This window comes from Bifidobacterium breve DSM 20213 = JCM 1192 (genome assembly GCF_001025175.1).
In the GTDB taxonomy this organism is placed as follows: domain Bacteria; phylum Actinomycetota; class Actinomycetes; order Actinomycetales; family Bifidobacteriaceae; genus Bifidobacterium; species Bifidobacterium breve.
The window spans coordinates 2,034,360-2,055,511 of sequence record NZ_AP012324.1; the positions used below are offsets into that span (position 1 = coordinate 2,034,360).

Sequence of the window (21,152 nt, forward strand, 5' to 3'; positions counted from 1 at the left end):
CGGTCATTATCAGAATCGCATTCAGGCACCGCACTCATCCTTGCGCGGCGGCCAGCTCATCCAGACGTGCGGCGAAACGGGGCCAGTCGGTTTTCATGGCGGTGAGGAGCTTGCGGTTGGGCACGTCGGCAATCGGCACCCAGCAAACTTCCATACTTTCGTCGTCGTTGGCCTTGGGCTCAACGGTGTAGCCGGACTTTTCGAAGGCGAACACGGTGGTGTATGCCCACGGACCATGATCTTCGCGGTAGGAACCAACCACCTCAATATCCTCGGGCGTGATATTCGCCTCCTCATAGCTCTCGCGCAGCGCGCCCTCAATGGGTGACTCGCCATCCGCCGTGGCACCGCCAGGAATGCCCCATGTGCCACCCTCGGCGCTCCATGCGGCGCGATGCTGCATAACCACATGAGTCACCTTGCCGCTCGCAGCATCGCGGCGAGCCAGCAAAATGCCGGACGCGCCGTTGGTGCCCCAATGCTTGCGACCGCATGCGCAATCCACCCAGCCGTCGCCAGGCTGGTGCACGTTCTCCACCGGCGGCAGAATGCCGGCGTGCTGGTTGCCCGAAGCCTTGCTCTCCGGCGCCAGCTCACCACGGTCTACGTTCCACAGGTCAGTCCATTTGACGCCTAATTCACCAGCCAAATGCCGAGCCAGCGGCAAGCTGAGGCCGATGATACCGTGCGGATCGCCCTCGATGCTGTCAATGAACGCACCACCGAAGCCCTCGAGCGTGAACGAACCGGCGACTTCCAGCGGCTCGCCAGTGGCGATGTACCGCTCGATGTCATCGTCGGTGAACTCACCGAAATGCACTTTGGCGTGACTTGCACCGCGCACAGTACGTCCGGTTGCAAAATCGATGAGGCAGTGGCCGGTCCACAGTTCGCCGGTCGCGCCGCTCATACGCTTCAGTCGTTCGCGGGCCACGGCTTCGCTGTGCGGCTTGCCGTAGCATTCGCCGTCCAGGAGGAACATCGAGTCGCAGCCAAGAATCAGCGGGCCGACTGTCGCCTCGGTCAGTCCCGACTGTCCGGCAATAGCGGTGGCGATGGGTTCGGTAACGGTCGGCATATCGATGCCGGAGAAGTCGCGCGTGGTGGCGATTTCCGCCTTGGAATAGTCAATGGGCTTGCCAGCGGCGGCTTTGCACAGATCTTCGACGGCAGCTTCGCGTTCCGAATCCTTGATTTCCTTGGCCTTGAGCGGGTAGGCGATCACGCGGTCACCGGTCGCGGCGGCGGCAGTATCGGCCACATCACGATACGCACGATGAACGGCCTCGGCCTTGGCCGTGGCCAGAATCATCACGCGCTGCTTGATGCTCAGATCGTCGACGGTGACGCCTTCTTCACGGGCGGCCGCTTCCAGCGCAGCAGGCTCATCCACGTGCGAGACGCGAATTGTGGGACAGATACCCGCCGAATACAGCACGTCACGGCGAGGCTTGGACTTGGAAGCAAGAATTAGCGGAATGGACATGACTTAAGTCCTTATGCTCCCGCTGGCGGGAGCTGTCGAACGAAGTGAGACTGAGGGTGGTCTCTGCCGGTATGGGGGGACCACCCTCAGACCGCCGGCGGCGGCCAGCTCCCGCCAGCGGGAGCCTTCTCCTCGACTTAGCGACGCTCGATTTCGACGCCGGCGGTGTTGATGGGCAGGTGAAGCACACGCCAATGGCCGGAAGCAAGCTGCTCCGATGCGATCTGATCGATGGCTTCGCGGGCGTTGCCGTAATGCAGCACGAGCACGCAGGGGCCGGCACCGGAGACTGCGGCGGCATAGCCCTTGGAGCGGAAGAGCGCAATGAGCTCGGCGGACGGCGGCATCAGGGCACCGCGATACGGCTGATGCAACTTGTCCTGCGTGGCGGTGAACAGCAGCGCGTTGGACTGGGCCTGAGCGGCCGCAAGCTCGTCAGCGAACGCCGATTCACGGGTTCCGCCAGCGCAAGCGCACGCATCGGCATCCTGAGCCGGAGAAGCGGCGACGCCGGACTTGCCCTGCTGGGCGGCCTGGGCCAGCACCACGGGATTCATCGCAGCGGGCAGCAGACCCACGCGAGACACGTTGTAGACGGCGTCCTTGTATGGCAGTTCCCTAGGCAGCGCCTGACGGGCCTTCTCAGTGGACAGCTCATAGTCGGGCACGAACACGGCGGCGGTGATGGACGGGTCCACCGGGTAGTTGACGGCGTGGAATCCGCCGTGCAGCGGTTCACCACCAGGAACGGCGACCGAGCCGACGCCTTCCGCGGTTTCGAAGTCCCAGGAGACGGTCAGGCCACCGAACACGGCCGGGGCCACATTGTCCGGGTGTCCTTCAATCTGGGCGGCCATATCGAAGACGGCAGGACGGTTGAGGTCACCGGTCTGGGCGAAGGCCGCGGCGGCGGCGATGCCGGCCACAATGGCCTCGGCGGAAGAGCCCATGCCACGAGCCTGAGGGATGTTGTTGGTCGCTTCCAGCGTGAAGCCGAGTCGGCCGAGGCCGAACGTGGCACAGGCACGGCGGAAGGTGGAGACCACGAGGTGGGTTTCGTCACGTGGGAGGGTGTCGGCACCCTCGCCGTGGATGATCACGCGGGCAATGCCGTCGTTCGGGTCGTCGTTGAGCGTGAAAGTGAGCTCGTCATGGTAGTCGAGCGCCAGACCCACGGTATCGAAGCCGGAGCCGAGGTTGGCGGACGTGGCGGGCACGCGCACGTGAACGCTATTGCAGATTGGATTCATGGTTGTTCCTTAAAAAGGAGCTCCCCTTGTCAGGGGAGCTTGGGTATTCAGCTTGCACCGTTCGACCGCCTCATCAGAGGGAGCCTAGACGGTGTCAGTCCAGCACGCGCAGGATGGACGGCTCACCGGTCACGAAGTCGAGGGACTGCACAGCCTTGACGGTGTTGCGCAGGGTCTCTTCGTCGGTCAGGTGAGTCACCACGCGCAGCTGCTGGATCTCACCGTCATAACCGGGATCGGTCATAGTGGGCTTCAAGTCCTGGTTCACGCCGTTGATGGAGACGCCGTTCTTGGCGAACTCGGCGGCGATGGCAGCCAGCACACCCGGCTTGTCGTGAATAAGGAAGCGCACGGCAAATGCGGCCTTGGAAGCGGTAATCGGAGCCTTCGGCAGATTCTTGTACAGCGGAATGGAGGGGCCAGTGCAGCCAGCGGCAATGTGACGGGCTTCGGTCACCACGTCGCCTACAACGGCGGAAGCGGTCGGAGCGCCACCGGCACCGCGGCCGTAGAACATCAGATCGTCAGCAGCCTCAGCCTTGACGAACACGGCGTTGAAGGAGCCGTGTACGGAGGCCAACGGGTGGCTCTCGTCAATCAGGGCCGGATAGACACGAGCAGAGACGCCGGCTTCGCTATTCTCGACCACGGCAAGCAGCTTGATGACCTTATGCTCGGCGGTGGCGGCGGCGATGTCATCAGCAGTGATCTTGGTGATGCCTTCAACGGACACATCGTCGATGGTCACGGAGGTGTGGAAGCCGAGGGTGGCCATGATGGCGGCCTTGTTGGCAGCGTCGTAGCCCTCGATGTCGCCGGTCGGATCGGCTTCGGCGTATCCCTTGGCCTGAGCATCCTTCAGAACATCATCGAACTGAAGACCCTTGGTGGTCATCTCGTCAAGAATGTAGTTGGTGGTGCCGTTGACGATGCCGAGCATGCTGGTCACCTTGTCGCCGACCAGGGACTCGCGCAGCGGGCGCAGGAACGGAATCGCACCGCCCACAGCAGCCTCAAAGTAAATATCAACGCCCTTGGCCTCGGCGGCCGCATAGATTTCCGGGCCATACTTGGCCAGCAGCGCCTTGTTGGCAGTGACCACGGAAGCGCCGGATTTGATGGCGGCAATCACAAACTTGCGAGCCACAGTGGTGCCGCCGATAAGCTCGATGACGATGTCCGAGTTGGTGGCCACGCTCATTGTGTCGGTGGTGACGATGGACTGATCAATCCACGGGAACGCTTCGGTTTCCTTCGGATCAAGGCAGGCGACGCCGGTCAGTTCAATCGGTCGTCCGATTCGGGCTGACAGCTCGCTCTTCTGTTCCACGATCAGTCGGGCAGTCTGAGATCCGACGGTGCCCGCTCCCAAAAGTCCAACGCGAATAGGGCTTTCATTCAGCTGTGCCACAAGGTTCCTTCCTATTGATGCCACATCATCCGCCAAAGGCCGCGGCGGATGTCCGCTTACTATCCTACGTAAGGAATCCGACACGCCGTGGCGGAAAATCTTCATCGAAGCGCATGCGGCCAATATCGATTGAATCTTTCCAATCGCCAGGCTCACTGGTCTGTCGGTGGCCATCGCCGCAGCAATGGACTGGATGTCCGGCTTCAACTTCTCGGCCGGTTTGGTCGACTTCGTTCTAGGCTGGCCGCTGGCAACAAAACCTTACATGCTCATCGTGCAAGGCCTGGTGTTCGCAGTCATCTACTACTTCGTGTTTGACTTTGCAATCCGCAAGTTCAACCTGATGACCCCGGGCCGCGAGGCCGAGGAAGTCGCTGCTGTGGACGAGGCTCCGGCCGCCGGCGAAGACAAGTACATCACCATGGCCTCCCGCATCTACGCGGCGCTGGGCGGTGCTTCCAACGTCAAGTCCATCGAAAACTGCACGACCCGCCTGCGCTTGGTGGTGAACGACACCTCGCTCGTCGATCAGGATGCCATCAAGAAGACCGGCGTTCCGGCCGTCAAGGTGCTCGACAAGACCAACCTACAGGTGATCGTCGGTACGGATGTGCAATTCGTGGCTGATGCGATGAACGACATCGCCAAAGGTGTGACCGTTGGAGGCGACGCGGCCCCAAAAGCGTGACGGCAGCACCCGCTGCCGCCCCTAAACCCGCAGGCACAGCTTCCACAGCCACCGTGCTTGCCCCGGTCGATGGCACAATCGAGCCGATTGACCAGGTGCCCGATGAGACCTTTGCCGAGAAGCTCCTCGGCGACGGCTTCGCGGCGATACCGAAGTCAGGCACGATCGTCGCACCGGTGTCCGGCAAGGTGTCCACAGTCGCCCAGGCCAAGCACGCCGTCGGTATCACCACCGACGCAGGTCTGGAAGTGCTGGTGCATATCGGCATCGACACCGTGCAGCTCAATGGCGACCCATTCACCGTGAAGGTCACCGAAGGCCGGCAGATCACCGCAGGCGACCCGATCGTCGAGGTGGATTGGAACGCGGTTCGCGCTGCAGGCAAGGCCACGGATGTGATTGTTGTGTTCACCAACCCGGCGTTGGTGGATGCGCTGGCCATCACAGCTGCCGGAGCTGTTACCAGCGGCTCTCCGGTCGGTACCGTGACCACCAAGTAAGCAACTGGTTCCACATAGAGGGCCTCCCGTCTCGCGGCGGGAGGCCCTCTCGTATGCGTTATTGGACGGCATCGAACAGCTATGCCGCTTTGTCGTCAGCCTTGATCCAAGTCCAGCAGGTCATCGATGGTCTGGCGGCGCAACATAACATGCGCGCCCTGCTCAGACACGGCGACCACAGCTGGAATCAACGCCTGGTTATAGTTGCTGGCCATAGTACGGCCATATGCTCCGGTGACCGGCACGGCAAGAATGTCGCCGCGCTTCAAATCTGCGGGCAAACGCACCTCATGGACCACGATATCGCCGGATTCGCAATGCATGCCGCACACGCGGGCAAGCATCGTCTCAGTAGAGCCGGTTCGGTTGGCCAAACGTGCGGTGTAATCGGCTCCGTACAGTGCCGGACGGATATTGTCGGACATGCCGCCATCCACAGACACATACACACGCTCGCCAATCGGGTTGCCGGCACTGTCTTTGGCATCGCTCAGGTGCACATGCTTGATGGTGCCTACACGATACAGGGTCACGCCGGCTGGAGCCACGATGTAACGGCCGGGCTCGAAGCTGATGGCCGGGGCGGGCATGCCCAGAGCACGGTTTGTGTCGCTGACCGAGCCGGCCAGACGAGTGAGCTCCACATCGATATCCATGGAATCTTCGCCGTCGGTGTAGGCCACGGAGTAACCACCGCCGAGATCGATTTCGGGCAGGATGTAGGCGTCGGTGGCCCACAGGGTCTTGCGCAGCAGCATCATGCGCTTGGCGGCGTGGATGAAGGCATCCGCGTCGTGGATGTTGGAGCCGATATGCGAGTGAGCACCGACCAGTTCCAGCACATCCTGATTGGCCAGGATGGTCTTGAGCACGGCAATGGACGGACCGTCTGCGATGGCTTCCATAGCGGCGGCAAGTACCTTATCCGTATCGGAGACTTCCTCATGGCTCAGGTCGTACGGATACTTGACGTCATAACGCAGTTCGCGTGCCGGTTTGCCGCTCCCGCTGGCGGGAGCTATCGGCGCAGTCGACTGAGGGTGGTCATTGCCAGCATTAACGTCCGACTCCGCAATACGCGCGTTGGTCGCGGCAGGTGTCACGTCCGTCAGGTTGTTCAGCACGTCGAGCACTGCGGCGTCGGCTCCGGCCGCCAGCAGCGGGACGCCGAACTTCTGATCCTCGTGAGCGGTGGAGATGTATTCGTGACCACCGGCATGCACGCCGACAGTGACACGCAGCATCACGCGGGCACGCTTGCCGAGTTTACGGGCGATGGCGGCGATGCGCTCCGGCTCATTAGGCTCATCGACCACGATTTTGGCGAAGCCCTGTTCGATGGCCAGCGCGATTTCATCATCGGACTTGTTGTTGCCATGCAGCACTAGGCGGCGGCCGGGCACACCGGCAGCGAGGGCGATTCGCATCTCCCCCATCGTGCAGGTGTCCACAAACATGCCAGCCTCGGCGACCAGTCGCACGATTTCCTTGGACAGGAACGCCTTGCCGGCAAAGCTCACGTGCGTGGTGGAGGTGTTGAATGCCTCGGCTGCAGCGCGTACGAAGTGCTTGGCACGGGCCGATACCTCATCGGTATCGATGAGGTAAAGCGGCGAGCCAAACTCGTCCAACAGGGATTCGGCGGTGCGGCCATGAAATGCAATGGCACCATTGGCATTCACGGCCGTGACGGCCGGCCAAATTGGAGAAATAGGCATAATCACATCTTTTCGGGGGCGGTAACGCCGAGGAGGTCAAGACCGTTGGCGATGACCTGCTGGACGGCGTCGTTGAGCTTCAGGCGGGCGGCGGCGCGGGCCGGCTCCGGGTTCTTGGCGATTTCCAGGGCCTTGCGGGCCTCGTTGTCACCACGGGTTTCCGGATCGGTCAGGGCCATCGGCACCACGCGCTCCACGTTGTACCACTTGTGGTAGGTGGCGGCCAGCTCTTCGAGGTAGCGGGCCACCTTGTGCGGCTGGCGGTCGTCGGCCGCGGTGGCGAGCACGCTCGGGAACTGGGCGAGGGCGGCGAGCACTTCGCCATCGGCCTCGGTGTCCAGCAGGGACAGGTCGGCGCCCTCGTAGCTGATGCCGGCGGCTGCCGCGTTGCGGTCCACGTTCTTGGAGCGGGCGTGCGCGTACTGCACGTAGTACACCGGGTTGTCGTTGGTGTGCGAGGCGAGCAGAGCCAAGTCGATGTCGAAGTTCTGGTTGTAGTCGGATCGGGCCAGCGAGTAGCGGGCGGCGTCCACGCCGACCACGGAGACCAGGTCGTCGATGGTCACGACGTTGCCGGCGCGCTTGGACATGCGTACGGGCTTGCCGTCCTTCATCACGTTGACCAGCTGGCCGATGAGAATCTGCATGTTCTTGCCGGGTTCGTCGCCGAAGGCCGCGCACATGGCCATCATGCGGCCGATGTAGCCGTGGTGGTCGGCGCCGAGCATATAGATGGCCACGTCGGCCGGGTTTTCGGCGCGGTGGCGCTTGTCCCAGTAGTAGGCGATGTCGGCGGCGAAGTAGGCGAACTCGCCGTTGGACTTGATGATCACGCGGTCCTTGTCGTCACCATGCTTGGTGGATTCGAACCAAGTGGCGCCGTCCTTGTCGTAGATATCGCCGTGAGATTTGAGCTCTTCGATGGCGGCTTCGACCTTCTTGTCGGCGTAGAGGCTGTTCTCGTGGAACCAGACGTCGAAGTTCACGCGGAAGTCCTTCATGGACTTCTGAATCTCGTCGAACATCATCGGCACTGCGCGCTTGCGGAATTCCTCGCGCACTTCGGTGTCGTCCTCGCCGAGCGGTTCACCGTCATCGTTCAGGCCCTGATCCTGGTGGGCCAACGCGGTCAGGTTCACGCCGTCGGCCTTGGCTTCGGCTTCGACGCGGGCGGCGATCTCGTTGATATAGGCGCCCTTGTAGCCGTCGCACGGGGTTTCGGTCTGGTAACCGGCGCCGCCAAGCTTGTTGGCCTCGGCCCAGGCGGCGACCAGTGATTTGGCGAAGCGGTTGATCTGCTCGCCGTGGTCGTTGAAGTAGTATTCGCGCACCACCTTGGCACCGTTGGCCTCCAGCACACGGGCCATGGCGTCGCCCACCGCGGCCCAACGGGTGCCGCCGATGTGAATCGGACCAGTGGGGTTGGCGGAAACGAACTCGAGGTTCAAGGTCTGGCCGCCCAGATGGGCGTTGCGGCCGTACTCGTTGACCTTGTTCAGGTGCTTGTCGCCATCGACCGCAGGGGCCGCGGCAAGCACAGTGTCCACCACGGCGGCGGCCGAGGCGGAATCAAGGGTGATGTTGATGAAGCCGGGGCCGGCAACCTCGACCTTGGCGATGCCGTCGGCTTCGGCCAGTGCGGCGGCGAACGGCTCGGCCAGATCGCGCGGCTTCATGCCGGCCTTCTTGGCCAGCTGCATGGCGATATTGGAGGCCCAATCGCCGTGCGCGCGGTCCTTCGGGCGCATGACGGCGAGCTTGTCGATGGGCGGGATCAGCTCGTCGGTCAGCTGGCCGGCCTGGCCGGCTGCGACGAGGTTATGGGCAATGTTGGAAATCAGTTCACTTAAGGCTTCAGGGCTCATTCTTCTAAGGATACCGAGAACGGCGACACTTGCGGTCCGGTATGCCTATAGATCGCCCCCGCAATGTTCCGAAACATACCAAGCGAAAATCGGCCACCAGCAATCCCCCGAAAACGTTGGGGGCTCGCCGGAACCGCTATACATACCGTCAGTCGGTATCTATAGTGATCGGCAACGCCGCATACCGCATACCGCAGGGAGGCCAGCATGGCACGTAACGCGCACCCCGAGGTGACGCGCAATCGCATTCTCGACGCCGCGCAACAGCTGTTCATAACCAAAGGCTACGAGCACACCTCCATCCAGAACATCGTGGACGAACTCGGCGACCTTTCCAAAGGCGCGATCTACCATCATTTCAAATCCAAGGAAGACATCCTCGAAGAGCTCATCAACCGGGACAACGACGTGCAGGACGACTTCAACGAATCGGTGATGGGCCGCAGCGACCTCACCGCTCTCGAAAAGTTCCGCATATTGTGGCACTATTCGATAACCGCACAGGACCATGTGCAGATCATGCGCGCCGCCATGCCCATGCTGAGCGACCCGGTTTCGTTCGCCGCAAACATGCGGATCTGGAGCAAGCACCTGCCCGAACGGTTCCTGCCGCTGATTGAAGAGGGCGTCAAGGACGGCTCCATCCCCACCGCATATCCGCGAGAGGCCGCCGAGCTGCTCTCGCTCCTGCCCAACTACTGGCTGATGCCGTATTTCTATCCGGCGAGTTTGTCCGAGATGGAGCACCGCGTACGGTGTCTGGCAGCCATGCTCAGCGCGATTGGCGTGCCGATTTTCGACGACGAACTTATCGAAATGACCGCCAAAGGCATGATGACGTTCGACAGACTCCCCTCAGCCGCCTGCGGCGACAGCTCCCCTCAGAGAGGGGAGCCAAGGAAAGGCTCACAATGAACACAGCAATACAACGCAAGAACGACAACAGCCCCCAGCGCCCGCCGCGTTCCCGCGACTTCGTGCTGTTGGTCGCCGGCCAGGGTATTTCGCTGTTCGGCAATATGATGCTGCGTTTCGCCATGTCGATGTGGGTGCTGGACGAAACCGGCTCGGCCACCATCTTCGCCTCGATTCTGGCCGTATCCATCGTGCCCACCATCCTGCTCTCCCCGTTCGGCGGTGTGCTGGCCGACCGCGTCAACCGCCGCACGATCATGGTGGCACTCGACGCCATCTCCGCCACGCTCGTGCTGGCGAGCGCCATCGTTTTCGCCACCGCGGGCTTCAATATCGCGGCCATCGCCACCATGCAGGTGCTGCTCGCCGTACTCGGCGCGTTCGAGACGCCGACCGTACAGGCCGCGCTCCCCCAGATGTTCCGGCAGTACGGCCCTGCCACTATGCGCCAAGGCATGGCCGTGATCAATCAGGTTCAGCAGTTGAGCTCCCTGCTGCCAAGCTTCCTCGGCGGCGTGCTATATGCCATGTTCGGCATTCGCCTCATGATGATCATCACCATCGTGAGCTTTGCCGGCGCGGCCGCGCTCGAATGCTTTATCCGTCTCAGCGCACCTGACCGCGGAGACGAAGAACTACCGACACCAATCGAAGACCTCAAAGCCGGCATACGATTCCTTGTGAAAGACCGTCCCAACGTGTTCAAACTGTTGTTGTTCTCAGCCGCACTGAACTTCGTTCTCATCGGATACTCCGGCGTCGGTTTCCCCTACACGATTCGCACCGTGCTGGGCTTCAATGCCACCGTGTATGGCATCGCCGACGGTCTGATTGGCGTTTCCGGAGTAGCAGGCGCCTTCATCGCCGGCCTGTTCGCCGCAAAACTCACCATGCGCTGGTTGCCAGGATTGATGGCCGCACTCGCGTTAGCCATGGTTCCACAGGGCATAGTATTCCTGCTGCCGGTCGGCGCATGGACCAAGCTCATGATACTCATCATCTTCACTTGTGGCACAATGATTGCCAGCTGTTTCACTAACCTCATCGCCGTGCCCACCATCCAACTCAATACTCCTGAAGCGATGACCGGCAAAGTGATGTCCATGGCCACGGCTGTGAGCATGTGCGCCCAGCCGCTCGGCCAGATGGTGTACGGATGGGCCTATGACCGGATGCCGGTAGCAGCAGTGTTGTTCATCTCCACCGTATTGTTCGGAATAATCACGGCGATGCTCGTGCCGCTGTCCAAACAATTCGAGGACTAAACGGCTCAATACAGTCCTGGCTTCTCTCAATGAGAGAAGCCAGGAAGATCAGTCGAAGTCGGCGCCGAGCGCCTCGAGCTTGCCACGGAAGTCGGCATAGCCACGGTCAATCAACGAGATGCCATGCACATCGGACGGACCGGATGCAGCCAGCGCAGCAATCAGATGCGAGAAGCCACCGCGCAGATCCGGCACGTCAATATCGCGGCCGGTCAGCGGGGTCGGACCGAAAATCACAGCGGAATGCTTGTAGTTACGCTGCTGGAAACGGCAGGGCAGGGAGCCCAGGCATTCGCGATAGAGCTGAATGGTGGCACCCATCTCGACCAGTGGCTTGGTGAAGCCGAAACGGTTCTCGTACACGGTCTCGTGCACAATCGACAGACCATTCGCCTGAGTCAAAGCCACCACGAGCGGCTGCTGCCAATCGGTCATAAAGCCGGGGTGCACGTCGGTTTCGATGGCCACGGGCTTCAAGTCACCGCCCGGATGCCAGAAACGAATGCCCTTATCGGTCACCTCAAATTTGCCGCCCACCTTGCGGAACACGTTGAGGAAGGTAATCATCTCCGGCTGGGTGGCACCCTTGACGAAGATGTCGCCGCGCGTGGCAAGCGCCGCAGACGCCCAAGAGGCAGCTTCAATACGATCGGTCAGCGAAGTGTGCGTGTAGCCTTGCAGCTCCTTGACACCTTCAATACGGAACGTGCGATCCACATCCACGGAAATGATGGCGCCCATCTTCTGCAGCACGCAGACCAAGTCCATAATTTCCGGCTCAGTGGCGGCACCAGAGAGCTCAGTCTTGCCTTCCGCGAGCACAGCGGCCAGCAAAGTCTGCTCAGTGGCACCTACAGACGGGTACGGCAGGTGAATCTTCGCACCATGCAGACCATTCGGCGCAGTGATGTGAATGCCGTCCTTATGTTCCTTATCCACGGTGGCGCCGAGCTTGCGCAGGGTCTCCAAGTGGAAGTCAATAGGACGGCCGCCGATTGCGCAGCCGCCGAGGGCCGGGATGAACGCCTCACCCAGACGGTGCACCAGCGGGCCAGAGAACAGAATCGGAATGCGGGAGGAGCCGGACAGCGTATCCACGTCGGCCACGTCGGCCAGCTGTACATGGCTGGCGTCGATGGTCACGATGCCCTTCTCGCCGTTCACGTCCACATCCACGCCGTGCAGTCGCAGCAAATCGGAGACCACATGCACATCGCGAATCTCCGGCACATTCTTCAGCACCGACTTGCCCGGCGCCAGCAGTGCGGCGACCATGGCCTTGCTCACGAAGTTCTTTGCGCCACGCACCTTGATCGTGCCATTCAGCGGCTTACCGCCCTCGACATGCAGCACGTCATCCGGATTCTCAGCCACGCCACTCTCCTATATACAAGCAATTCAAAAAACGCTATCGTCCAGTTTGCCATAACCCATGTGCTGACTCCGTGAAATGCGCCTGAAGCCGAACTCCGGCTTGGCATAACCGACTCTTTCATACCCCCTTTTGTACCCCCTTCTAATACCCCCTTTCGACTGCAGGACGAAATCTTCCGTTTTCCGATAAACGTGACCTTCCTCACAGCTGAGCCCACGGTGTTCCTCATGCTTCTACGCTACGATTCAGGGCAATGGCACCTGACGCCATGGCCACAAGCAAAGGAGCATTCATGACCACCGTCGCCGTTATTGGCTGCACACACGCCGGCACATTCGCCGCCACCTCAATTCTCGCCGAACACCCCGATTGGACCGTTCACGTTTTCGAGCGCAACGGCACGCTCTCCTTCCTTTCCTGCGGCATCGCCCTGTGGGTGGGCGACCACGTGTCCGACCCGAAGAAGATGTTCTACTCATCTCCCGCTGCCTTGGCCGAAGCCGGTGCGACCATGCACATGCGCACCGATGTGACCGACGTGGATCTTGACGCCAAGACTCTCACCTACCGCTCACTGGAAGACGGCGACGCGGCGACCGAGCAAACCCTCGCTTTCGACAAACTGGTCGTAACCACCGGCTCCCGCCCCGTAATCCCGCCGATTCCCGGCATCGATAGCCCGCACGTACTGTTGTGCAAGAACTGGGATCACGCCATCGCCATCAAGGAGAAGGCCAAGACCGCCAAGTCCGCGGTGGTCATCGGTTCGGGCTACATCGGCGCGGAGATCGCCGAGCAGTTCAGCGTCACCGGCGTCAAGACCACGCTGGTGGACGGGCTCGACCGCCCGCTAGCCAATAATTTCGACAAGACCATCACCGATCAGGTGGCGGCGGCGTTCGAAGAGCACGGCGTAACGCTCGCGCTCGGCCAGAAAGTGGTGGAATTCCACGACAACGACGACAATACGGTCACCGTGGTCACCGAAAAGGGCGAATACACTGCCGAGATGGCAATCCTGGCGGTCGGCTTCCTGCCGAACACCGGCCTGCTCAAGGGCAAGGTGGACATGCTGCCGAACGGCGCGATCGTGGTGGACGACTACATGCAGGCTTCCGTGCCGGACGTGTATGCCGCCGGTGACTCCGCCACCGTGTTCTACAACCCGACCGGCCAGCACGATTACATTCCGCTGGCCACCAACGCGGTGCGCCAGGGCCTGCTAGTCGGCCGCAACATTGAGGCGCCGACCGTGAAATACCTGGGTACGCAGGCCACGTCCGCCGTGCAATTGTATGATCTCTCGCTCGCCGCCTCCGGCCTGACCCGTGCGGGCGCCGAACGCCGCGGGCTCACGGTCCACGAAACCTCGCTCACCGAGGATTACCGCCCGGACTTCATGCTCACCACCACACCGGTCACATCAATCCTGACCTGGGATCCTGAGACTCGTAAGGTCAAGGGTGGCCAGTTCTGCTCCAAGGCCGACATTTCCGGCGCGGCGAACGTGATTTCTATGGCCATTCAGGCCGGCTTCACCATCGACCAGCTTGCCAATGTGGACTTCCTATTCCAGCCCAACTTCGACAAGCCGGTCTACTACGTCGGCGCCGTGGCCATGAAGGCGGCGGCTGAGTAAAATCCATCGATCTGCCTGCATCCTGCACGATACGTGAGCTGTCGGCAGCGAAAGCGTCCGTAAGTATGCGAGGGTCTCGTCGAGCCGCATACTTACGGACGTTCGTTCTCTTGCCGCAGCTCCCGTCCACCGTTTCAGTCAAATATGCAACATAACTACCTGTTATGCACATTAGGTATTGATTTCCAATTACAACTCGACTATCATGGAACTTTCGCCATTTTTTGCGTATCAGTATCCCTTGGTTTCATTGACGTTGAGACATCGTTATCAATAATCTCTATAAGCAATAGTGATAAACGGCTCCTTTCCAGCGTTTCACCGCTATACACTATTGCCCGTTGCTGCAATAGATACCACCGCACTTTGCATACGGTGAGGTCCTGCACTGACACGTAACACTGGAGAACATGGTTAGATAGAGAGGGGCCACCTCCAAATGAACTCATACTCACTGAAAAAGACGGCGGTAAAAGCTCTTGCGGCCGTCGTCGCGCTGAGCACTCTGACCGGTTTGGCCGCCTGCGGTTCCGCGCAAGCCGCTGATAGCGGTGAAAAAACACTGAAAGTCGCACTGGTCGTGCCGAACAAACCGTATGCATACGCCGAAAAAGACGGTAGCCCCGCAGGCTTTGAATACGAAGTTCTGAAGAAAATCGACGATCAGAACAAGAACATCAAGCTCGAGTACTCGACTCTTGAATACCAGAATGCACTTATTGGCCTCAAGGAAGGCAAGTACGATCTGGTCAGCGGCACCTTCTTCCGCACGCCGGCTCGTGAGAAGGACTACCTGGTCACCAAGCCGTACAACTACTACTTCCTGAACCTCATTGTGAACCCGAACAGCAAAATCAAGACCATGGAAGACCTCAACGGCAAGTCCGTGGCGCCGATCGAGTCCACCGATGGCCGTTACGTTGCTTTCCGCGATTGGCAGAAGAAGCACCCGAACGTCAAGATCAAGATGGAGGCTTCCTCCACCCAGCCGACCTTCACCGACATGATCCAGCAGGTGCACGACGGTACATATGACGCCGTTTACCTGTCCAAGGACCAGTTCGATGGCGTCAAGGACAGCCTCGGATACCCGATGAAGGTCACTGATGCCGTCGACGGCCGCGACACCGTCTTCCTGCTCAACAAGAAGAACCAGGACGCGCAGCAGCAGGTGAACAAGTCCATCGAGACCCTCACCAAGGACGGCACCTTGGCCGGTCTGACCAAGAAGTGGTTCAAGCAGGATAACTTCGCCCTTGCCGAGAAGCTCGGCATTGCCGACAACGGCTGATCTCAGTTGTATTTCGCTTGAGATTCGCTGAATAACTATACGAGGGGCCATATGGATTCCGGATTGCAAATCATAGTGAATGTATTGCCAGGCATGCTTCAATACGTTCCGATGACGTTGGTGTACACGCTGGCGCCCAGCATCATTGCCGCGATTTTGGCAGTGTTCATCTGCCAAGCACGGCTTCGTGGCACTGGCGTCGTGTACTGGCTGGTATCGCTGTTCGTGTCCTTTTTCCGAGGCACTCCCCAGCTGGTACAGCTGTTTCTGATTCTGTATGGCCTTCCTCGACTGCTCCTCATCATTGGCATTGATATCAATGATTGGTCGGCAGGTACGTTCTACATCATCGCCACCACACTGAACCTGTCATGCTTTGTGGCTGAAGCGTATCGTGGCGGATATCTCGCTATGGATTACCGCCAGATCGAAGCTGGCTACAGCATTGGTTTCAGCCGTCTGCAATGCTTCTTCCATGTCATTGTGCCGGGAACGCTGCAGAATGCTGTACTCAATTTGAAGAATCTTTCCATTGATGTCCTGAAAGGTGCCTCACTGGCCTACACTATCGGCGCAATTGAAGTCATGGGCTATGCGGATCGCATGATTGGCTTGAATTCCGGCGTAGGCAGGCTGTGGGTGCTCGGCGTCGCCGCAGTTATCTATTTCGTACTGGTTGCGATTCTCGAGTTGCTATTCAATCTGGCTGCAAAGCACTACCAGCGTTACGGGAAGGCGTGAGACTATGACTTTGGATTACGAATTCATGGGGCAGGATATTCCGGTCCTGCTGCGCGCACTGCCCGCTACTATCACACTTACCTTATGGTCGATGCTTGTGGCGTTGCTGTTCGCCGTCGCCTGCGGCGCCTTTATTCTGGTACGCATCCCCGTACTCAAGCAACTGGTCATCGTCATCAATACGTTTATCAAGGGCGTGCCGCTGGTCATTCAGCTGCTGTTCTGCTACTACGCGGTGCCCATCGTGGCCAAAGGTCTCGACGGATTCCTCGGCTATCATTTCGACCCGCGCAACCCGCCGTATTTCCCGGCCGCGGTACTGGCACTGGGATTGAACTTCGGCGCATACATTACCGACGTAGTGGTTTCCTCGGTTCGTGCCATTGACCACGGGCAGATTGAAGCGGGCAAGGCATGCGGCATGCGCCGTCGAGAAATCATCTGGCATATTCTGCTGCCGCAGGTAGTTGTGGTGTCTATCCCCGATATGGGCAATTACTTTATATGGCTGCTCAAGGGCACCAGCGTTGCCTCTCTGGTCGGCGTTGCCGAGCTGTTGGGCACGGCGAAAATCAGCGCCAGCCAGAATTACGATTTCCTTGAAGCGTACTTGGTTGCCGCACTGCTCTACTGGGTGGTATGCGTGGTTGCCGAATGGTTGCTGAACCTGCTGTACGCCAGACTCGGCAAATTCAATATCAAGGAAGATGATGCCATGCAACAGTTCTCGTTCTTCTTCTTAAGCAAGCAGGCGAAATCCAAGTTGCGCAGAAAGGTATCTGTCATCGCCTGATGACATACACGCAGTAGCATCGCATCGAACAATAATTTCCAGCAGTACAAGTAGTTCAAGCAGTTCCACATCCTAGGGAAGGAAATCTCATGGCATTCGAAAACAATGTTCCGAGCATCGTCAACCCGGTGGTGGACGGCCTTCGCGACATTTCCGCTCGTCGCGCCGCAACCATCAGCAACATGATTGACGAGGCCGCCAAGCACGGCCTGGACGATCAGTTCGCCTATGACGCCGTATGGACGTACGGTGCCGACAACGGTAAGGAATTCGCCCAGCAACTTGGCGAGCATCCGACCTTCCGCCAGTTCGCAGATGATTTCGGCCGCGATCACAACGAGCAGATCTATGAGATGAAGCGTGTGGTCGACAACGACGACGAGCTGGAGATTCATTTCCACTACTGCCCGTACGTCACCGAATGGGTAAAGCAGGGCAAGAATCCTGAGCAGATTGCCCGTTTGTGCGACGTTGCCATGGCCGGAGACCATGCTTTTGCACAGGAATTCTCCTGCCTGGATTTCACGCTTGAAGGCACAATCGCCAAGGGCGACCCCGTGTGCACCTTGCGCTTCGTTCGCCGCAAGGACCACGAACTGGCCAAAGACGGCCAAGGCTTTATCAAGACCAAGAAGGCTGCCTAAGCGTGGCGCAATCCCGTAATTAGGCGCTAATACATAGGATCAAAAAGGAACGTCATGGAATACGCCATCAGCGTCGAAGACCTACATAAATCCTTCGGCGACAAGGAAATCCTGAAAGGCATTTCCTTGCATGCTGCCAAAGGTGAGGTAACCGCCATTATTGGCCCCAGCGGGTCAGGCAAGACCACCTTGCTACGCAGCATGAACCTACTGGAGACCCCGGATTCGGGTGTCATTACCATCGGTGGAGTCAGTGTTGATTGCGGCAAGAAAATCAAACATGCCGATGCACTGGCACTTCGCCGTCAAACCGCCATGGTGTTCCAGGACTACAACCTGTTCAAGAACAAGACCGCGTTGCAGAACATCACGCAAGGTCTACGCACGGTAAAGAAGAAGTCCACGGCCGAGGCTGACGAAATCGCCCGCAAACAACTGGAATTGGTCGGCTTGTCTGATTTCGCCGACTATTACCCCATTCAGCTTTCCGGTGGTCAGCAGCAGCGTGTTTCCATCGCACGAGCACTGGCTTTGAACCCGACCGCGATCCTGTTCGATGAACCGACTTCCGCGCTTGATCCGGAATTGGTGGGCGATGTGCTAGAAGCGATTGGCACAGTGGCCAAGCTGGGCATCACTATGGTGATTGTGACGCACGAGATTCGTTTTGCGCGTAAGGTTGCCGACAAGGTGATTTTTGTGAACCAAGGCGTCATCGTGGAAGAGGGCACTGCCGAAGAGGTTATCGACCACCCGACCCACGAACGCACCAAGGCATTCCTGAGTCGCATCAACGATAAGTAATCGGCGTCCGGCCAACGTGAAAATGGGTGTGGCCTGTACGTGTACATGCATTACGAACAATGCCATGCGCATACAGGCCACACCCGTTTTCACGTGTTCAGCAGACCGTAACGCCTTGCCGTTATTTGATACTGGACTTAATCTTGCGGGCCAGTTCGGCATCCCACATCGCGCCGGTGGCGGACATCACCGAGTCCGCACCGGCGTTTCTGTATGCCTGATAATCGGCGGGCGAAACCACGCCGCCTACACCGTTGATCTCGAAATCAAGACCGAGCTTCTCGCGGATCGCGGCCAGACGAGCCACCATGTCGAGTCCGGCGCCGCGAATCGCGTTGCCACACACGCCTGAACGGTCGCGGCCCGCGCCGGGCAAAGCCTGATTGCCGTCCGCGTCGACCAGTTTGGCGGAAATCGTGTTGATGGTGCTGAAGCCCTGCACGGTACCGTGGCCCACGGTGGAGCGCACCATGAGTTCCAGGTCATCATCGCTGGGGATGTAGGCGAGCTTGACCATCAGCGGAATATCGCCGATCTCCTGCTTCACGGCTTCGGTGATGCGCCCTACAAGCAGCGGATTATGGCACAGCAGTCGATTGTGGCCTTCGTTGGGGCAGCTGGTGTTCATTACCATGAGCTTTGCACCGGTTTCCTTGATCAGCCGGGCGGTGGTGGCGTGGTCGGCGATGTATTCTTCCTCGCTCATGCCTTCCACGCGCGAGCCTTGGAAACTTGGCACCAGCACTTGGCCGAGACCGGCGGCGGCGATGGCCGCGCGCATATCCGGCTGCCAGACGTCCGGGCTTTGCGAGGGTACACCGAAGCTGTTGGAGATGGAGATCGGCTGCTCATAGTCGGTGTCGGCGAGTACGCCCTCGTCCAGTTCTGCGCTGCCCGGGGTCAGCGAGCCGTCCGCCGACTTGGGATGCACGGCGAGCACGTTCGGGAACGGATTGCAGCCCCATGCCCGCGAGCGCACGGTTTTGTAGGTAGCCAGATCGAAGCCCATGCGGAACGCGGCCGTAGTGAACCGGCTGTTGAGCAGCGGCCCCGCCGGAATGCCAAACGGCAAGTTCACCGGCTGGCCAAGGAAGGCAGCGGATCCTGGCTCCCCCACTACACCATCTGACGTCTTTTTTTCTAGCTCCCCCTCATAGGGGGAGCTGTCACCGGAGGTGACTGAGGGGGTCGCCTTCAGCGCCTCGGCGAACGCCCCAAACGGCCCTTGCTCATAGTTATCTTCATAGCTATGCTTCACATCGTAAAACGGCTCAAAATCACTCATAGTTCAACGATAAGCCACGCCCGGCCATCACACGCACAAATAGCGCGCTTACCCCTGCACGCCTATACCCAGCACAATGAACACCGCAAACCACAACGGTTGCATGCGCCCACCACCGTACTGGCTGATACGGCCGAGCTGATTGGGCTCACCATAGCTGTCGACGTGTGGGCCGCCGAGCCAAACGCCACCAGGGACCCAAGCATCAACAGGTTCAGCACCAGCGTTGCCGCAAACACAATCAGCGAGTACTGCGGCAGTGTGATCTCAACCGGAGCTGCAGCGCTGGAGCCGATCGCGTCGTCCTTGGTTATATCGTTCAGCGCGTCAATCGCACCCCGAATAATGCTGCCACCCACCGATGCTGATTGCGGCATCGCGAATCCGAGAGCATCCAGCACGGAATAAGCCAGTGGTACAGCGACCGCGACGCGTTTGGTAAACACGTAACCGACTGCCAAAAACACCGTTACCAACGCAGTGCCACCAGTAATCCACCAACCTTGCAGAGGCAGCAGAGCCGCGGCCAGACAAGCTGCAACCCCAGCCGCGCCGGTTCTCATCATGCACGCGGCGAACTGATAACGAAAGATTCGGAATCCACAGCACCAGCTCAACAACAATCGCGGCATTGTCCATGAGATTGCTCAGGGGCGAATCGATGATATCCGAGCCGTTGCCGAACGAATAGCCCATCAATGAGCCGATGCCGCCGGAGATGATGCCGACTGCAGCCGTCAACAGTATCGTGAACAAATGCACCCACCAGTATTCACCGCATGAGGCACGGCCGTGAAAGATGAACGTCTTGCGGAAGAATCGCACGATTAGTTACGGCGCAATCCATGCCATCAACAGCACTTCGCCGTTATATCTGCAACCATTCGGCGTAGTGCAGCTCACCGTTTCAGCGGCTGGTGCGGACACGGACATCCGGCTGGACGCGGTACCCGGTACCTTGCAGCTGGAGCGGTGTCGTGAAACATCTCGTGAAACACTGCGTGGAACATCTCGTGAAACAATCAATCTCCAGTGCCCTGACGCATCCACGCAACAGGAATCCGCACTTGAGCAACCTACAAGCCAAAGCCGACGCCGGCCTCCGATACAACAACTGCTTTGGAGGCACAAGACAGCTCCGAAACGTACGCATCTGAGACGAACGCAGCCGCTAACGTTTATATCGCGCCGCTTCCCCACCGCATCACCGTCACGGGAGCCAACGGACTGGCACAGTTCGTACTCATCACCCGCCGCACCCAGGTACAGTCGGTCACCCGCTCGACCACCCTGTGGCGTGAGCCGCACGGCATCGAACGCATCACCATGCCCCTGTTCGTCACCAACGGTCTCGACACCCTCCGCTTTCTCTTCCTACACCGCGCAGACGCCGATATCCTGAGCCATTGGGCGGACGGTCCGACCGAAGTATGAATTTCAAAGGTCTCACTGGTGAGCAGCCAGTGAGACCTTGTTTATGCG

At 59.6% G+C, this 21,152-nt stretch carries 18 protein-coding genes and 1 pseudogene; 11 read left to right on the forward strand and 8 right to left on the reverse strand.

The genetic code is table 11. The features are described 5' to 3' along the window. Positions 1-34 precede the first annotated feature (34 nt). From BBBR_RS08945 to BBBR_RS08955, 3 genes are all read right to left on the reverse strand, one after another. Positions 35-1,486, reverse strand: a complete 1,452-nt coding sequence (locus BBBR_RS08945) for a Maf family nucleotide pyrophosphatase (protein ID WP_003829751.1) — start codon at positions 1,484-1,486, stop codon at positions 35-37. A gap of 137 nt (positions 1,487-1,623) precedes the next feature. Continuing rightward, positions 1,624-2,736: a homoserine kinase gene (locus tag BBBR_RS08950; RefSeq protein WP_003829750.1), complete on the reverse strand. Its 1,113-nt coding sequence runs from the start codon at positions 2,734-2,736 to the stop codon at positions 1,624-1,626. A 94-nt stretch (positions 2,737-2,830) separates the two neighbouring features. After that, the gene (locus BBBR_RS08955; protein ID WP_015439259.1) at positions 2,831-4,147 is read right to left on the reverse strand and encodes a homoserine dehydrogenase; all 1,317 of its coding nucleotides are present in this window, start codon (positions 4,145-4,147) and stop codon (positions 2,831-2,833) included. A 166-nt stretch (positions 4,148-4,313) separates the two neighbouring features. On the opposite strand from BBBR_RS08955, the gene BBBR_RS08960 reads away from it, so the two are divergent. Both BBBR_RS08960 and BBBR_RS08965 read left to right on the forward strand, forming a co-directional pair. Continuing rightward, the gene (locus BBBR_RS08960; RefSeq protein WP_003829747.1) at positions 4,314-4,835 is read left to right on the forward strand and encodes a glucose PTS transporter subunit EIIB; all 522 of its coding nucleotides are present in this window, start codon (positions 4,314-4,316) and stop codon (positions 4,833-4,835) included. Continuing rightward, the gene (locus tag BBBR_RS08965; protein ID WP_003829745.1) at positions 4,832-5,335 is read left to right on the forward strand and encodes a PTS sugar transporter subunit IIA; all 504 of its coding nucleotides are present in this window, start codon (positions 4,832-4,834) and stop codon (positions 5,333-5,335) included. The genes BBBR_RS08960 and BBBR_RS08965 overlap by 4 nt, the downstream gene beginning before the upstream one ends. A 95-nt stretch (positions 5,336-5,430) precedes the next feature. Here the strand turns inward: BBBR_RS08965 and BBBR_RS08970 are convergent, their stop codons facing one another. Continuing rightward, entirely contained in the window at positions 5,431-7,053 is a 1,623-nt protein-coding gene (locus BBBR_RS08970; protein ID WP_032738289.1) for a diaminopimelate decarboxylase family protein, read from the reverse strand. Positions 7,054-7,055: 2 nt separating this feature from the next. Beyond that, complete coding sequence (argS, locus tag BBBR_RS08975; protein ID WP_003829742.1) at positions 7,056-8,918, reverse strand: arginine--tRNA ligase; 1,863 nt, start codon at positions 8,916-8,918, stop codon at positions 7,056-7,058. 207 nt (positions 8,919-9,125) lie between these two features. On the opposite strand from argS, the gene BBBR_RS08980 reads away from it, so the two are divergent. Beyond that, positions 9,126-9,833 carry a TetR/AcrR family transcriptional regulator gene (locus BBBR_RS08980; RefSeq protein WP_003829738.1) on the forward strand — a complete coding sequence of 236 codons (708 nt, stop codon included), beginning with the start codon at positions 9,126-9,128 and terminating at the stop codon, positions 9,831-9,833. Further along, positions 9,830-11,098: an MFS transporter gene (locus tag BBBR_RS08985; protein ID WP_003829736.1), complete on the forward strand. Its 1,269-nt coding sequence runs from the start codon at positions 9,830-9,832 to the stop codon at positions 11,096-11,098. The genes BBBR_RS08980 and BBBR_RS08985 overlap by 4 nt, the downstream gene beginning before the upstream one ends. Positions 11,099-11,146: 48 nt before the next feature. On the opposite strand, the gene murA is transcribed toward BBBR_RS08985, so the two are convergent. Beyond that, complete coding sequence (gene murA / locus BBBR_RS08990) at positions 11,147-12,472, reverse strand: UDP-N-acetylglucosamine 1-carboxyvinyltransferase (RefSeq protein ID WP_003829734.1); 1,326 nt, start codon at positions 12,470-12,472, stop codon at positions 11,147-11,149. Positions 12,473-12,765: 293 nt separating this feature from the next. On the opposite strand from murA, the gene BBBR_RS08995 reads away from it, so the two are divergent. The 6 genes from BBBR_RS08995 to BBBR_RS09020 all read left to right on the forward strand — a co-directional run bounded on the left by BBBR_RS08995 (position 12,766) and on the right by BBBR_RS09020 (position 18,385). Further along, complete coding sequence (locus BBBR_RS08995; RefSeq protein WP_014484337.1) at positions 12,766-14,112, forward strand: NAD(P)/FAD-dependent oxidoreductase; 1,347 nt, start codon at positions 12,766-12,768, stop codon at positions 14,110-14,112. A gap of 439 nt (positions 14,113-14,551) precedes the next feature. After that, positions 14,552-15,403 (forward strand): transporter substrate-binding domain-containing protein, encoded by an 852-nt coding sequence (locus BBBR_RS09000; RefSeq protein WP_003829730.1) that lies wholly within the window; start codon positions 14,552-14,554, stop codon positions 15,401-15,403. Positions 15,404-15,454: 51 nt separating this feature from the next. Further along, positions 15,455-16,144 (forward strand): amino acid ABC transporter permease, encoded by a 690-nt coding sequence (locus BBBR_RS09005; RefSeq protein WP_003829729.1) that lies wholly within the window; start codon positions 15,455-15,457, stop codon positions 16,142-16,144. Between the two features lie 4 nt (positions 16,145-16,148). Then, on the forward strand, positions 16,149-16,937 hold the full coding sequence (locus tag BBBR_RS09010; RefSeq protein WP_003829728.1) for an amino acid ABC transporter permease: 789 nt from the start codon (positions 16,149-16,151) through the stop codon (positions 16,935-16,937). 89 nt (positions 16,938-17,026) lie between these two features. Further along, entirely contained in the window at positions 17,027-17,581 is a 555-nt protein-coding gene (locus BBBR_RS09015) for an L-2-amino-thiazoline-4-carboxylic acid hydrolase (protein WP_003829727.1), read from the forward strand. A 54-nt stretch (positions 17,582-17,635) separates the two neighbouring features. Further along, positions 17,636-18,385 carry an amino acid ABC transporter ATP-binding protein gene (locus tag BBBR_RS09020; protein WP_003829726.1) on the forward strand — a complete coding sequence of 250 codons (750 nt, stop codon included), beginning with the start codon at positions 17,636-17,638 and terminating at the stop codon, positions 18,383-18,385. Between the two features lie 121 nt (positions 18,386-18,506). On the opposite strand, the pseudogene BBBR_RS09025 reads toward BBBR_RS09020, so the two are convergent. Both BBBR_RS09025 and BBBR_RS10495 read right to left on the reverse strand, forming a co-directional pair. Then, positions 18,507-19,484: pseudogene (locus BBBR_RS09025) on the reverse strand (diguanylate cyclase); the annotation flags it as partial. Between the two features lie 513 nt (positions 19,485-19,997). Next, complete coding sequence (locus BBBR_RS10495; protein ID WP_003829722.1) at positions 19,998-20,495, reverse strand: DUF805 domain-containing protein; 498 nt, start codon at positions 20,493-20,495, stop codon at positions 19,998-20,000. A gap of 294 nt (positions 20,496-20,789) precedes the next feature. Between BBBR_RS10495 and BBBR_RS09035 the strand changes: the two genes are divergently transcribed. Next, on the forward strand, positions 20,790-21,104 hold the full coding sequence (locus tag BBBR_RS09035; protein WP_003829719.1) for a hypothetical protein: 315 nt from the start codon (positions 20,790-20,792) through the stop codon (positions 21,102-21,104). The last annotated feature ends 48 nt before the right edge of the window (positions 21,105-21,152 follow it).